This is a genomic window from Leptolyngbya iicbica LK, assembly GCF_004212215.1.
GTDB classification, from domain to species: domain Bacteria; phylum Cyanobacteriota; class Cyanobacteriia; order Phormidesmidales; family Phormidesmidaceae; genus Halomicronema; species Halomicronema iicbica.
Map to the genome: position 1 here is coordinate 186046 of NZ_QVFV01000003.1, position 14528 is coordinate 200573.

Consider the following 14528-nt stretch of genomic DNA (forward strand, 5'->3'; position numbering starts at 1 on the left):
CGGGAAAGCGATCGCGCCCGGTGGGTGTGGCCCTGCGCCATAATGCAGACAAGTATGTTGCAGCGGGTTCAAAATCGTTATGGTTGCTCAACTTCCCACAGTGCCGATACTGGCCCATCAAGACCTAGACATTCAGTGGGAACCCCTGCCAGATGACTACGTGTTACCAGATGATCCTGTGGAAAATCTCCAGCAACCGCTCTTAGCTGCTGCTCTCACTGATGCGCTGGGGGCAGCGGGATGGATTCGGCCTGAGATGCTGATTGCGTCTAATTTTGGGTTGGTCGCAACGGTGGCGGGCAAAACCGTTGTCAAGGCTCCCGATTGGCTTTACGTGCCTCAGGTGCAACCCGTGGCGGAGTCGGTGATTCGCCGCAGCTATACCCCCCATGCCGAAGGCGCTGCAGTCGCGATCGTGATGGAGTTTTTGTCAGAAACGGAAACGGGCGAATATTCTGTCCGTCCGGTTTACCCATACGGCAAGCTGTTCTTTTACCAGCGCATTTTGCAGGTACCCACCTACGTATTATTTGACCCGGCTTCAGTAACGCTCCAAGTCTTTCGGCTAGAGGGTGAGACCTATCAAGCGACTGAGCCGGATGCCCAGGGGCGTTTTTGGCTCCCAGAGATGCAGCTCTTTTTGGGCATTTGGCAGGGCACTCGCTTGGGCACGACTACGCACTGGCTCCGCTGGTGGGATGCTGACGGTAATCTCCTGTTATGGAGCAGCGAACAAGCGGAAGAAGCACGGAAGCAAGCTGAACAAGCGCAACAACAAGCTGAACAGGCACAGCAACAAGCTGAGCAAGAGCGAGATCGCGCTGACCAACTGGCGGCAAAACTGCGAGACTTGGGCGTTGATCCTGAACAACTTTGACTCTGCTTGGGATGCATCTCGCCGTAGATCATAGGGCCACGATTGTGGGGGGAGGTGGTTGTCGATAACGGCGAGCCAGGCATTGTGCCAGCTATAGTCGCGATGGTGTACAGCGCCCCATATTGGGAGGGATCAAGTCAAAACAGCCTTCAGTTTGATTCCAGACAAACATTTCGGTGTCATTGGTCGAGCGCCAGTGCTTATCTTCTGGCGGGTGACCAAACCGGAAATGGAGGGTGACCAACGGTTGATCAGAGCGGTTGGCAATTTGGTGGCCATGGCGGCGATCAATCGCGACCACATCCCCCGCTCGGTAAATCTCTGAAGGTCCTTCATAGCGACGAGCAGGCTCAAACCCTTCAAATGGGACATTTTCCTCCCAATGATCTGGAGGGACAAACCAATGGGTCATCTCACCTCGGATAACCTGAATGGCATCTAGAGCCAGACCGTGATGATGCACACCGACCTCTTGCCCCGGCATCCAGCTAATGACGTAAACGACCAGTGACCAGGTGCGGCAGACCAATTGGCGTTTATAGAACTGCTCATCAAACAGCACGTAACGGTCTAAAAATGACTCATCCAGCGTGATTTGCTCGACCCAGTGGTGAAATGTCTGCACATCGACACTGTGAGGCGGCACGGACTCAACCTGACGAATCAGGCTGCTCAGCATGAAGCTATTGGCGATCGCCTCGGCGTCGATCACTTTTTGCCCTTGGGCCAAGCTTTGGTCGATCACGCGATCGGCCTGCCGTAGCCAGTAAGACGAGAGATTTTGTGGCAGTCCCAACAGTTTGCGACTCAGTCCTAACCCATACAAACGGCGAGTCGCGCAATACTGCTTGACCTGATGAAACTCTTCGGTGGTCAGAGTATTGCCTTCATAGTCCTCCGTTGCCTGCAGCGGTTCTGTGGTGCAGTCGGCGGGGGGCTGTCCCTGCCACCGAGTCCAGGCTTCTTCAATCAAAATCATGCCTGAAGCTTTAATCAGGGCGCAAAAATACCGTAAGGATTGGATTAACCGCCACAATCGCGATCGGCCATCCTGTTTTAATTGATTGTCAATTTCCCAAAAGTCGCCTAACGCTTCATCACGAATGACTTCCAGTACGAGCACTTTGGCTGCATTTTCGACAATCTCAACAAACATAATATGCCTACTTGAAACGAAGTTCTTGAAAATCAAAGCTCATAGCCGATACCAGGCACCCTTTGCGGCGAACCAAGCCGCCCAAGGACATTGACTCAGTCAGCCAGATTTAGGTCAGCGCTTCGTGGATTTGACTCTGACTTTTGATTTGGTCGCGAATGGATTCAATCCGCAGCAGCATGTCACGACCGACGGTTGTTACTTCGTAATAACAACGACTGTGACCGTTGCGCACGGCTAAGTTTTCTTGTCGCTTGTGGGCTTGAATAAAGCCTCGCTGGGATAAGCGTTTCAGCGCTGGATATAACGTGCCACATCCAATTTGGTACTCGCCTTGGCTGGCGGCGCTCACCACCTCAACAATGTCTTGTCCATAGCGGGGTTGATGCACGATCGCCAGCATGATGGCTTCCTCCAAAGATGTCAGCTTTAGTTTTTCCATGCACTGAAAGCCTCCATGGCTGAGAGCTATAGGCCATGTTAGTCAAGCCGTTTAAGCGGCGCTATCTAGTTTTCGATATCGATCGCTGCTATCGACTATTGACATCGATCAAGAGATTGGCGATCGCCTTCCCTCAGGACAGAGTAGAAACCAAGGAAATTTAGAGTTTGCTAACGCGAGTTGCACGGCTTTTGAGTTGCAGAAACCTCGTCACTGGGATATTTCACCATGCGCCATCACAGTCGCTTGTTTCGCTGGGTCTGTCGATTTATCAAATACTTTTTTCTCTTGAGTTTTGGGCTCGCGGTGTTCTGTGTGTTGGCGAGCCTCTTCGAAGCGGCGGGCTTTGCGCTCTGGGTGCTGCATTTAGTGACGGATTGGTGGCTGCGGTTAGCGGCAAGCGCACTTATTTTCTTGGGATTCGCCGCGATGATTGAATCCATCGGGTAAATGGCCGCGCGATCGCCCCCCTGGATTACCCAGCCGTGAGACACCGACCCTGATCGCCACGGTCCTAAGCCGAGAGCAGGGAAATCGACAGCAAAATTTGCGGTGCCGACTGCCCGCCAACCGAGCCTTTAGGGAAGCAGGCAAGCAGGACGCGGAAAGCCAGCAAGAGCAGCGTAAGGATGACGCTAACGGGCATCCCACTCAGCCGCCGCATCGGCGACGGCTTCATCCACGGTTTTTTGGCCCAGCATGGCCGCTTGCAGGTTGGTATAAATGGCCTTTTGCAAGGTTTTGACATCTTCCATCGCGGGGATCAAAACTTCGGCATCGGCCATCTGTCCGGCACTGACGGAGCGCGCCAGGGTGACCGGTTCGGCATCGGTTGGCGGTTCGGTAAAGTAGCTGTCGGAGAGCGCCTGCGTGGTCGAAGGCAGTACGTTGGCCGCTTTGGCAAAGGTCAGCTGGTTGGCGTCATTCGTGACGTAGAGGGCGAACTTCAAGGCCGCCTCGGGCGCGTCGGTAGAGCGGGGAATCACCAAATTCATCACCGCGACATTTTTCTTAGCGGTCTCCCCAGAAATTTGGGGGGCACTGGCGGTCGCGGCGGCGATATCTGGCGCGTTGTTTTCAATCGTGCTGAGGAATTCGGCCCCAGACGCGAGGATGGCCGTTTCGCCTGCTTGATACAGTTCCACGGCGCGGCGATGACCTTGAGTCAACACTTCACGAGGCAAGAGTTCTTGCTGATACAGATCCGTCCAGTATTGAAATACCGCTTTGCCCTCGGGGGTGTTGAAGGCCGCGTTGCCCTGGTCATCCACCAACGGTACGCCCATTTGCACAAAGGATTGCAGCACGTCAGCCGCATCTTCGGGCACAAAGGAGATAAAGAAGGCGTACTTGCCGGTGGCGTCTTTGATTTGCTGAGCGGCGGTGGCCAATTCCTCATAGGTGGTCGGCGGCTCGGTGATGCCCGCTGCTTCAAACAACTCTGTGTTGTATAGGGTGACGCGGGTGGTGAGATACCACGGCAACCCAAAGCTCTCGCCATTTAGGGTATTGGCTTGCCAAATCTTATCGAGGTACAGCGATTTTTCTGCTGGCGAGATGCGATCGTCCAGCGGCAACCACGCCTGTTTGCTCGCGAGTTGCGACGCGAAATCGGGGTTCAAATTCACCACATCAGGGGCGGTCCCGGCGGACACTGCCGTGAGAATTTTGCTTTGCATATCGCCCCAGGGCACATCGATCCACCGGACGGTGATGCCGGGGTTCTCCGCTTCAAAGTTGGCAATCAGCTCGTTGAAATAGTCGGTGAAATCGGGCTGCAACTGCATGGTCCAAAACTCCACCTCTTGGGAGCCGTCGGCGCTGGACTCGGAGGTGGCTGAGGGATTGCCGCAGCTGATCAGCCAACTCATCAGCACGCCCAGTAGCATGAGCAGGCCAAAACGTTTCCAGAAACGGGGGAGGGTGGACATGGTGGAGTCGGGGAATGGGTGGATGAGAGGGCAGATGCGGTTGAGTGTGAGGGGCCGAGTGCGGCGATCGCAGTGCTTAACTCTGCACTAACAGGCCACCTAAAAGCCTAAAGCAAAACTTGCACTTTGCTGGCGCAGGCGATCGCTCTTTCCTTGGCCTCCTCGACGGAATCGCCCAGAGCGAGCGCCACGCCCATGCGGCGGTTGAGGTGACAGCGAGGTTTACCAAAGAGGCGGACTTTGCTGGTGGGCACGCTGAGGGCTTCAGCCACCCCGGCATAGCGAGGCTGATTGCTCGAGCCGGGAGCGAGAATCACCGCCGACGCACCTGGTTGCAATAGTTCAATCTGGCCGATGGGCAAGCCGGTAATGGCGCGGACATGGAGCTCAAACTCCGACATGTTTTGGCTGACCATCGTCACCATACCCGTGTCGTGGGGGCGCGGACTGACTTCGCTGAAATACACCATTTGAGGCTGATCGGGCGACCCGGCAATGAACAGTTCCACGCCAAAGAGGCCCCACCCGCCAAGGGCGTCGGTGATTTGGCCAGCGACCCGCTGACATTCGGCCACGGTGTCGGGATGTAGGCCGCAGGGCTGCCAAGATTCGCGATAGTCGCCGTCTTCTTGGCGGTGCCCAATGGGGGGACAAAAGAAGGTGCCGTCTTGGGCGCGCACCGTGAGCAGGGTAATTTCGGTTTCAAATTCGATGAAGCCTTCGACGATGACGCGCTGGACTTTGCCGCGTCCAGCGCTGTAGGCGTAGTCCCAAGCGGCGTCAATGTCTTCGGGCGATCGCACTAAGCTTTGGCCTTTACCGGATGAACTCATGATGGGCTTCACCACGCAGGGCAACCCAATGGCCTCGACGGCGGCGCGATACTCCGCCAGCGTGCCCGCAAATTGATAGGGGGAGGTGCGCAGTTGGAGTTCCTCGGCGGCGAGGCGACGAATGCCCTCGCGGTTCATGGTGAGTCGCGTGGCTTTGGCGGTGGGGACGACGGTCCAGCCTTCCGCTTCCAGCGCGACTAGCGTGTCGGTGGCGATCGCCTCCACCTCTGGCACGATCAAATCGGGTTTTTCTTGTTCGATCAATTGGCGCACGCGATCGCCATCCAGCATATCGATGACATGAAAACGATGGGCCATCTGCATCGCTGGCGCATGGGCATAGGCGTCTGCCGCGATGACTTCCCAGCCCAGGCGCATCGCTTCGAGGGCGACCTCGCGCCCTAACTCCCCAGACCCCAGCAGTAGCAAGCGTTTTGCCCCTGCCAAGGTAGGCGTTCCCCAAGTTGTACCCGCTTCTTGTGCCACAGTTTTGCTTCTTACCTCACACCAATAGACGTTTAAATCTCAGATTTTTGCAGATTTTTTCTATATTAAATGGTTCACTTTTGAAAATTGTGTGTAACATCTCAGGTGAACTGACTAATCCATTCGTATTTACGACGTGATTGGTCAGGTAAAAATGAGTCGTTTAGACGCGAGCCGAACATCATTCTTCGGGTCGCCTATTCGAATAGCGACTCAGCATATCGGGTGCAGTGATTTCACTTGATTTGGTGGAGACTGATCAAATTAAGTTAGCGCAATGGTCTACAGGAAAAAGACAGTTTGCCTGACCAAAACGGTGCCCAACCTCGTTGGTGTTGCTCAGCTTATACGTTGGAGAACAGCCACTGCGAGAGGCCTTTGAGCGTGGCCACTGAACACGGTGATTACCCTCTAATTGACCGCTCGTTTCTTACGGTTTGTATCTTGTTTATTGCTGTGGCAATTCTGACTTAAATTGTGTACCATACGTCAGCACAATTTTGGTGAATCTCCATCTTGCATGTGCAGTCATGGAGGATTGCTGATCATTCGTTATGGATAACGAAGGCATAAACGGAGACGGCGGTGAATATCATTCAGTCCCTATTTTCATCTAAGCGTCAGAGTGTAGGCATTGAGCTTACGCCTGAGCGAGTCAATCTTGCCCGGGTACGCAAACAGGGGCAAAAGCTCAAACTTGAGACGAGAACCTCGGTGGAATTGCCAGAAGGTGCATTTCAAGAAGGGCAAATTATTGACTCTCCGGCAGTCGCCGAGGCCATTCAGACAGGGCTGGCCGATAGCCGTATTAAGGTGAAATACGCCACAACTGCGATTCCAGGGCGAGCGATTACCCGCGTTATTCCGGTGCCTTCGGAGTTGGATGAAGACGAACTGCGGGAAATGGTGCTGAACCAAGAAGCCAGTTTGTATTTGCCTTTTCCGCGGGAAGAAGCGGATGTTGACTATCAAAAGCTTGGCTTTTTTGTCGATGAAGATGGGATTGAAAAAGTCCAAGTTCTGTTAGTGGCGGTGCGTAAAGAAGTTACGGACAGTTATGTCGAGACTTTTCAGCAGGCCGGAATTAATCTGGCAGTCTTGGAAACTTCAAGTTTTGCGCTGATTCGCACCATCCGGGATCAGTTGCGACAGTTCACTCCTCAAGAGGCTGCCGCTATTGTTGATATCGGGTTTGAAAGCACTGAAATTTCCATTGTCGTGGATGGGATTCCACATTTCTCTCGGTCGGTGCCGATTGGGACTTTTCAGATTCAAGGAGCGCTGAGTCGAGCGATGAATTTGCCGCCCTCGCGCAATACTGATTTGCTCAAAGGGATGACGGTGCCGACAACGCCGATGGATACTGTGGGGTCGCCCCAGCCGATTTCTGGCGGTGCTTCGAATCCAGGGACTGCGGCCATGCTGCGGATTTTGGGAGAGCTATCGGATGAGCTGCGGCGCTCGATTGATTTTTATCTCAATCAAGCGGAAGACATGGAAGTTGCGCAGTTATTGCTAGCGGGGTCGGGAGCGGCGATCGGGCAGTTGGATGAGTTTTTTGCTCAGCGCCTGAGTTTGCCCGCTAGCCAGGTTGATCCGGTGGCGGCGTTGTCCTTAGAGCTGGCAGAAGAGATTGAAGAAGAGGAGCGACCTGGTTTGGCGACGGTGATTGGTCTTGGGCTCAGAGAGGTTTAATCGATGTACGGCTTAGATATTAATTTTCTAAAGGATCGCGAGATTCGGCCGGTTGAGGCCTCTGCTCGTACCGCCCAAGCGGCTGCTCCAGCCGGGAGTCGGACTCCGCTACTCATTGGTTTGTTGGTGGCGGTGGCCGCTTTGGGCCTGGTCGGGGGATATTGGCTCTTGTTGCAGCAGCGGATTAGTCGTTTAGAGGCGCGGGAAGCGGAACTCGATCAGCAAATTGCGACGATTCAAAGTCAGCTGCAGCAAATTGAGACCGTGCAGCAGCAGATTGCGCTGGTAGAGGCGGAGAATCAGGCGTTCGTGAATGTGTTTAACCAGATTCGCCCCTGGTCGGCCTTTTTGAAGGAGTTGCGCGATCGCACCCCGGCCCGCATTCAAATTGTCTCGGTCTCGCAAACGGCAGGCACCACCCTACCCGGTCCTCCGACGGCTGAGGGAGCAACTGAGGAATCCGGTACGCCGCCGCCCGTCACTGGGGGCGTTGAAATTGCGGGAGTGGCCTGTTCTTTTAACGATGTCAATGACTTTTTGTTGACCTTGCAGCGATCGCCCTTGCTCAATGCCAGCAGCGTCACTATCGACGAATCGACCCGGCAAGATGAGCTGTTAGATCCCCAAGTTCAAGGGGTGTGTCCCAATTCGCCGCCCAATCGACCCGAGATTTTGGTGGACTTTACTCTGTCAGGCAACTTTACCGACGTGCCCTCAGAAGACTTGCTCGACGTTTTAGACCGTCAAGGGGCAGTGGGCTTGGCGACTCGTATCCGTGCCCTTCGTGATTCAGGAGTAATCGAAACACCATGACTTTTTCTGATGATTTCGTCCCTGTTGAGGACGCGGAAGAACTAGAAGGCCCGAGTTATCCGACGGTCTTTGGCATCGAGCTAACTCCTAAAGTTCAAGGCATTGCGTTGGCGGTGCTCGGCGTCGGTGGTGCGGTTTTCTTATTTACGCGACTGGTGAGCCCGGTGCAAGATACGCTTACCGAGCTTGAGCAACGCATTGAGGAAAAAGAGGACACGCTGGCCAATCAGGCTGAGAGTCTGCGCCAAATTGAAGAGGTGCAAGCCGAGCTCGATCGCGTGATTTCGCAGCGAGAAGGCATTTACAGCCTCCTGGGAGATCCCAACAGCTTTGATACGTTGTTGCTCGATACTAACCAGCAAATTGAGAAAAGTAATGCCGCGATCGCGGGGGCGATCGCAGGCAATTTGACCCAAGCCCAATCGGCTGAGCTGGCCTCCTTAGGCTTTAACAACACCGAAATTAATCGGATTTTTCAAGAAATTGCTGACGATCCCGTCGTGCAGCGATCGCTGTTCACCTCAGAACTGTCATCGTTTGATCCGCTGGGACTACCAGAAATTGTCGGGGAAGAATACGGTGCCGAACTCTCAGGCAAGCTCGAACGGCAAATCGTGGAAGTTAGCTTTAGCGCCTTGTTCAATCAGACTCAGAGCATTCTGTATAACCTTGAGCGGTTAGAGCCCTTGCTGATTATTCGAGACTTTAACCAAGAGGCCTCTGAGATTGATGGTGACCTCTCGGAAGAGGAAGCCAACCGTCTAGGCATTCGCCCCCTCGAAACTTCTTTCACGATGGAAGTTTTAGTGCCTTTAGGCGATCCGAGTGAGCCTCCTACGCCGGTTGCACCGGAACCCGCTGAAGGCGAAGAAGGGGCCGAGGGTGAAGCGACCGAAGCCAGTGACGAGGGCTAACCACATGGCCTAATTTTACGAGCGCTCATTGTCCCAGGCGCTGTCAACCAGACCCAGAACCTACGTGAGGAGAGTGAACTGTGAAACGATTATTAGGATATGGCAGTTGTTTAGCTAGCACCACTTTGTTGGCGGTTGTCGCCCACCCAGTGATGGCGGCTTCGACGGTGATTACCGGCGTTGAAATTGTGCCGACTGATGGCGGTGCTCAAATTGTGTTGGCCACGGCAGAGGGGGATACGCCCCAGGTATTTGCCGTCAACCAGGGCAATACTTTGCGAGCCGACATTGTGCGGACTCAATTGCAGTTGCCTGAGGGCGATCGCTTTGTGCAACAAAATCCGGCCCCTGGCATCGCAGAAATTGCGATCGTGCCTCTGGATGACAACAGTGTGCGCCTGATGGTCAGCGGCAACGGCAGCGTTCCCACCAGCGTCGTGGGTACCTCCGCCAACGGCGGCGTCATTATCGATGTCGCGACTAATGGCAGCGGTTCGGCTCCCCAAGCTAGCACTCCGGTGCCCAGCAATATCGAAACCGTTCCCAGCGACGAGCCCGTCCTCATCCCGGTAGAGCAGCCAGATACCGTCGCCCAGGCTGAAACCGCCGAACCCACTGAAGAAGCAACCCCAGCGCCCCCTCAACCGGATGTGCTGGTACCCAACCCGCAAGTGGTGATCGATGGTGTCCCTGTCGATGCCCCTGCTGTGCAGACCGCGCCGCCCTTCTTACCGTCTGCCGTGGCACCGCCCGTCGGTGATATTGCTGTCTCCGAAACCGTCCCGAGCTTTGGGTCGGTCGATCTGGGCACTACCGAACGAGTACCCCGTCTGGTGCTCCGCGATGCCCCCTCGCGCGAAGTCTTGAACTTACTCGCCCGAGCCGCTGGCTTGAACCTCGTTTTTATTGACGCTGGCGGCGGTGAAGGTGAAGGCGCCAGCGCTGGTAGTGGTGAAGGTCCTCCAATTACCTTAGACATTGAAAATGAATCGGTGCAAGACGTATTTAACAGCGTTTTGCGAGTGACTGGTTTGCAGGCTAACCGCGTTGGTCGCACCATCTATGTGGGGACGAGTCTGCCTAACTCTGCGCGTAACATTGTGATGCGCACCTTACGGCTCAACCAAATCGATGCTCCCCAAGCCAGCAACTTTTTAGTCGGTCTTGGAGCTGAGCGAGCTGTTAGCCGTGAGCGCGAAGTCCAAACGGTTTCGGCTATCGATGTTGAACAGGGTTTGTCAGAGACTGAAGTTGAAACCACTACTGAAGAGGTGGTTGAGACGAGCCGGGCAGACTTTCAGGACAGCATCCCTATTTTCCGAGGGCTGCAAGTGATTGCCGAAGAAAGAACCAATTCTATTACGCTGGTAGGCAGTCCTGAATTAGTACAGCTAGCCACCGCACAACTTGTGCGGCTAGACCTTCGCCGCCGTCAAGTTGCTATCAATCTCAAAGTCATTGACGTTGACCTTAATGCCATTGATGCGTTTGGTACTAGTTTCTCGTTCTCTGCCGGAGACGCTGATCTCATCCAAGCTGGTGGAGTTGGAGTAATTAACTTTGGCGCAGGCTCAAGATCTCCAGCAACGCCTTCAGCATTACCCAATAGCCCGCCTATTGGCCCTCAAAGTCCGCTAGGAAATGGTCTATTCTCAATCGTCGATGATTTTATATTTCAGCTTCAGGCCACGGTGTCAGAAGGTAATGCCAAGATCCTGACTGATCCAACCTTGATTGTCCAAGAAGGGCAAACGGCTAGTGTAGAACTGACACAAGATGTTCCGACTGACGTGGAAACGACGATTGAAACGACTGATAGCGGCACTAATACATCAGTCAATGTGACCTTTGAACCGGCAGGGTTGATTTTGCAGGTTGATGTCGATCGCATCGATGATAATGGTTTCGTAACCCTATCAGTTGCACCAAGCATCACCTCGCCGACAGATACTTTCACGATTAACTCAGCAGGTTTTAGTAATACCGTGTTCTTGCTGAATAATCGCCAGCTGCAGTCTGGCTCTGTGCGGGTAAGAGATGGTCAAACCCTCGTTCTTTCCGGCATTATTCAAGAAACTGAGCGCAGCAGCGTGAGTAAGATTCCCATTTTGGGTGACATTCCCATTTTGGGTTCTTTGTTCCGTAGTACGGTGAACGACAACCAGCGACAGGAATTGATTGTGCTGTTGACGCCGGAAATTTTGGATGACACTGACCAGTCGGCGTTTGGCTATAGCTATACGCCGAGTGATGAGGTGCAAGAGATTATTGAGCGATCGCGGCAACGCTAAACCCTGATTCCCGTAGGTCATTCTTCTCTGGTTCTGGTTAAATGGCTATAGTCTTTGTGCGTCAAGGGCTTTAGCCATTTTTTTGTGGGTTTGGCAACGCCTCAAACCCTTGTAATTACGTTACCTTTCGTTAAAAAACGCCGAAAACGACATTAATTAAAGCTTTGGACGATCCATATTTTGGAAGTTGCCCTTAGAATAGGGCAGTGAAATTCCGGGATGTCAGGGGTTTCAGCGATTTCAGCCGCCGGGCTGTGATGTGGCCCCACTTAGTGGGGTGGCGATCGCCCCCTCTCTAGTCCCTATTCCCCCTAAAGGAGACTCACAGACATGAATAAAGGTGAATTGGTTGACAAGATTGCTGAGAAGTCTGAGGTGACCAAAAAGGAAGCCGATAAGGTTCTCACGGCAGCAGTTGATGTCATCATGGAAGCGGTATCGAGCGGCGAAAAAGTTACCCTCGTGGGCTTTGGTTCGTTTGAGCGGCGCGATCGCAAAGAGCGAGAAGGCCGTAACCCCAAGACGGGTGAAACCATGGTGATTCCGGCTACTAAGGTGCCTGCTTTTTCCGCTGGTAAGCAGTTCAAAGAAATGGTGGCTGAATAAGCCCTTTCAAATTCCGTTGGCAGATAGTCTGTTTAATAATCGACCGCATCACGGGGGGAACTTAGCTTGGGCTGCGCAAGTGGCTGGCTGTTCCCCCTTTGCTTTGCTCGATTTTTCCGCCAGTATTAGCCCGCTGGGGCCGCCACCATCGGCGATCGCCGCCATCCAAGATGGCTTGCTGCAGTTGGCGCAGTATCCCGACCCGCAATACGCAAAACTCCGTCAGCAGCTCGCCCAGCATCATCATCTTGCTCCGGATTGGGTCCTCCCCGGCAATGGGGCCGCCGAATTGCTGACCTGGGCCGGACGTGATCTCGCCGCCCTAGAAGCAACTTATTTATTGACGCCCGCCTTTGGGGATTATGGGCGATCGCTCCGCGCTTTTGCCGCCCATCAGCAAGCGATTCCATTACCGTTGACTGCCGTAGCTAGCGGCAAAATTGATTGGTTAACGGTGGTGACTCAAGGCTTAATGCATGATCCAGCCCGGTGTGGTCTCTTACTCAACACCCCCCATAACCCGACGGGCCTCTTAATGCCGCTATCCGTGTTGGAAACCTTGCTCAGTCTGTTTCGACTAGTGGTAGTGGATGAAGCCTTTATGGATTTTGTGATTCCGAGTGAGCAGCAAAGCTTGATTCCCCAGATTGCTCGCTGGCCCAACCTGATAATTGTGAGATCGCTCACTAAGTTTTACAGCTTGCCAGGTTTACGCTTGGGATATGCGATCGCTCAGCCCCAGCACCTGAAACGATGGCAGCAGTGGCGCGATCCTTGGTCGGTGAATGCCCTGGCAGCAGCGGCGGTCACCGTATTGCAAGATCACGACTTTCAACAGCGCACTTGGCAATGGCTCGGCGAGGCCCGTCCGGCCTTATTCCAGGAGTTAGCGGCCATTCCGGGGGTGCATCCGCTGCCTGGGCGGGCCAATTATTTGCTCGTGCGGTGCGATCGCTCCGTCACTGCTCTCCAGCAAACACTGTTGCAGCGCGATCGGATTTTGATCCGTGATTGTTTGAGCTTTCCTGAATTGGGCGATCGCTACTTTCGAGTGGCAGTGCGGCTTCCTGAAGAGAATGAACGGTTGGTTGACGCATTACGCCGTGTCATGACCTGAGATGATTGCTGTCTGCCTAGGCGATCGTGAGCAATGACTCGTCTGCCGCCGTTTCTATTGCCAGTTGTTTGATCGGAATAGTAATGATAAATTCCGTCTCGCTACCTAGATGAGACTCACAGTGCAACTGGCCCTGGTGTTTTTCGACCACGAGCTGTCGACAAATTGGTAGTCCCAATCCGGTGCCCTTCCCTATTTCTTTAGTGGTGAAAAAGTCATTGAAAATTTTGCTGCGGACCTCCTCTGACATGCCTCCGCCATTGTCGACGATGTGAATTGCGACCTGGCCATCGCCCAAATCTTGCGTTTTGATCTGAATTTTGGGGATGAATGCTTGCCCCGCTGCCCGTTGTCTTTCGCTATGTTCTTCCAGAGCGTCTAGCGCATTGCTCAGCAAATTCATAAAGACTTGGTTGAGCTGGCTCGCATAGCACTCCACCAAAGGCAAATCGCCATAGTCCTTGATAATTTTGACGGCGGGTAAAGTGTCCGTCGATTTCAACCGATGCTGCAAAATGAGCAGGGTGCTGTCGATCCCTTCGTGAATATCGACTGCTTTGAAGTCGGCCTCATCCAACCGCGAGAAGTTGCGTAATGAGAGGACGATTTGGCGAATGCGATCGGCTCCCAACTTCATCGAGTTGATGAGTCGGGGTAAGTCGGCTTGCAAAAATTCCAGATCGACGTCTTCAACGTACTTTTGCACAGCCTCCGGCAGTTCTGGTACTTCGGTTTGAATGCACTCAATTAGGCCCAGCAGGTCGCGCATGTATTCTTCAGCTGGCTTTAAATTGCCATAGATAAAGTTGATGGGGTTGTTGATTTCATGGGCAATGCCTGCGACGAGTTGGCCCAACGAAGACATTTTTTCGCTCTGCACCAGCTGAATTTGGGTTTGTTTGACGGTTTCGAGGGCTTGCCTGAGTTCGGCGGTGCGCGTCTCGACTTGGGCTTCGAGGGTTTGGTTAAGCTGGCGCAGTTGCAAATGCACGTTGATGCGAGCCAATACCTCTTCATGTTGAATCGGTTTGGTAATGTAATCTACCGCTCCGAGTTGGAGCCCTTTGACTTTATCGACGGTGTCCGAAAGTGCCGTCATAAAGATGACCGGAATGTCTTGAGTGGCTACTGCGGCTTTGAGGCGGCGACAGGTTTCAAAGCCATCGATGCCGGGCATCATCACGTCGAGCAAAATTAAGTCTGGCAAGCTGTTTTCGAGTCGTTGCAGGGCGATTTCGCCGCTTTTGGCGATCGCGACCCGATAGCCAGAGGCATCCAGCAGATCGAACAGCACCTGAATATTGGTGGGAGTATCATCCACCACAAGTATGGTTTGTTGCATCATGTCAGCTTGGGTTTCCATCAGT

13 protein-coding genes are annotated in these 14528 nt (G+C 53.7%); 8 read left to right on the plus strand and 5 right to left on the minus strand.

What is annotated here, in order from left to right; all coding sequences use genetic code 11:
- Positions 1 to 79 precede the first annotated feature (79 nt).
- On the plus strand, positions 80 to 877 hold the full coding sequence (locus tag DYY88_RS14715; RefSeq protein ID WP_039726911.1) for a Uma2 family endonuclease: 798 nt from the start codon (positions 80 to 82) through the stop codon (positions 875 to 877).
- Positions 878 to 968: 91 nt separating this feature from the next.
- Here the strand turns inward: DYY88_RS14715 and DYY88_RS14720 are convergent, their stop codons facing one another.
- A complete protein-coding gene (locus DYY88_RS14720) occupies positions 969 to 2033 on the minus strand; it encodes a cysteine dioxygenase (protein WP_039726913.1) in 1065 nt (354 codons plus the stop codon).
- Positions 2034 to 2142: 109 nt separating this feature from the next.
- Positions 2143 to 2475 (minus strand): PadR family transcriptional regulator, encoded by a 333-nt coding sequence (locus tag DYY88_RS14725; protein WP_052288419.1) that lies wholly within the window; start codon positions 2473 to 2475, stop codon positions 2143 to 2145.
- Between the two features lie 228 nt (positions 2476 to 2703).
- Here DYY88_RS14725 and DYY88_RS14730 point away from each other — a divergent pair, with 228 nt between their 5' ends.
- Positions 2704 to 2925 (plus strand): hypothetical protein, encoded by a 222-nt coding sequence (locus DYY88_RS14730; RefSeq protein WP_039726916.1) that lies wholly within the window; start codon positions 2704 to 2706, stop codon positions 2923 to 2925.
- A 185-nt stretch (positions 2926 to 3110) separates the two neighbouring features.
- Here the strand turns inward: DYY88_RS14730 and DYY88_RS14735 are convergent, their stop codons facing one another.
- Both DYY88_RS14735 and purT read right to left on the minus strand, forming a co-directional pair.
- The gene (locus DYY88_RS14735) at positions 3111 to 4406 is read right to left on the minus strand and encodes an ABC transporter substrate-binding protein (RefSeq protein ID WP_039726918.1); all 1296 of its coding nucleotides are present in this window, start codon (positions 4404 to 4406) and stop codon (positions 3111 to 3113) included.
- 107 nt (positions 4407 to 4513) lie between these two features.
- On the minus strand, positions 4514 to 5725 hold the full coding sequence (gene purT, locus DYY88_RS14740; RefSeq protein ID WP_039726919.1) for a formate-dependent phosphoribosylglycinamide formyltransferase: 1212 nt from the start codon (positions 5723 to 5725) through the stop codon (positions 4514 to 4516).
- Between the two features lie 585 nt (positions 5726 to 6310).
- Between purT and pilM the strand changes: the two genes are divergently transcribed.
- The 6 genes from pilM (at position 6311) to cobD (ending at position 13161) form a co-directional block, all read left to right on the plus strand.
- Positions 6311 to 7420, plus strand: coding sequence for a type IV pilus assembly protein PilM (pilM, locus tag DYY88_RS14745; RefSeq protein WP_039726921.1), 1110 nt, complete (start codon positions 6311 to 6313; stop codon positions 7418 to 7420).
- Between the two features lie 3 nt (positions 7421 to 7423).
- Positions 7424 to 8233, plus strand: a complete 810-nt coding sequence (locus tag DYY88_RS14750; protein ID WP_039726922.1) for a PilN domain-containing protein — start codon at positions 7424 to 7426, stop codon at positions 8231 to 8233.
- Positions 8230 to 9147: a hypothetical protein gene (locus DYY88_RS14755; RefSeq protein WP_039726924.1), complete on the plus strand. Its 918-nt coding sequence runs from the start codon at positions 8230 to 8232 to the stop codon at positions 9145 to 9147. Before DYY88_RS14750 ends, DYY88_RS14755 begins: the two co-directional genes overlap by 4 nt.
- A gap of 80 nt (positions 9148 to 9227) precedes the next feature.
- Positions 9228 to 11438, plus strand: a complete 2211-nt coding sequence (locus DYY88_RS14760) for a secretin GspD/PilQ domain-containing protein (RefSeq protein WP_039726926.1) — start codon at positions 9228 to 9230, stop codon at positions 11436 to 11438.
- Positions 11439 to 11768: 330 nt separating this feature from the next.
- Positions 11769 to 12044 carry an HU family DNA-binding protein gene (locus tag DYY88_RS14765; protein WP_039726927.1) on the plus strand — a complete coding sequence of 92 codons (276 nt, stop codon included), beginning with the start codon at positions 11769 to 11771 and terminating at the stop codon, positions 12042 to 12044.
- 16 nt (positions 12045 to 12060) lie between these two features.
- On the plus strand, positions 12061 to 13161 hold the full coding sequence (gene cobD / locus DYY88_RS14770) for a threonine-phosphate decarboxylase CobD (RefSeq protein WP_367889297.1): 1101 nt from the start codon (positions 12061 to 12063) through the stop codon (positions 13159 to 13161).
- 16 nt (positions 13162 to 13177) lie between these two features.
- Here cobD and DYY88_RS14775 read toward each other — a convergent pair whose 3' ends face one another.
- A complete protein-coding gene (locus tag DYY88_RS14775) occupies positions 13178 to 14524 on the minus strand; it encodes a sensor histidine kinase (RefSeq protein ID WP_201278999.1) in 1347 nt (448 codons plus the stop codon).
- Positions 14525 to 14528: the final 4 nt, after the last annotated feature.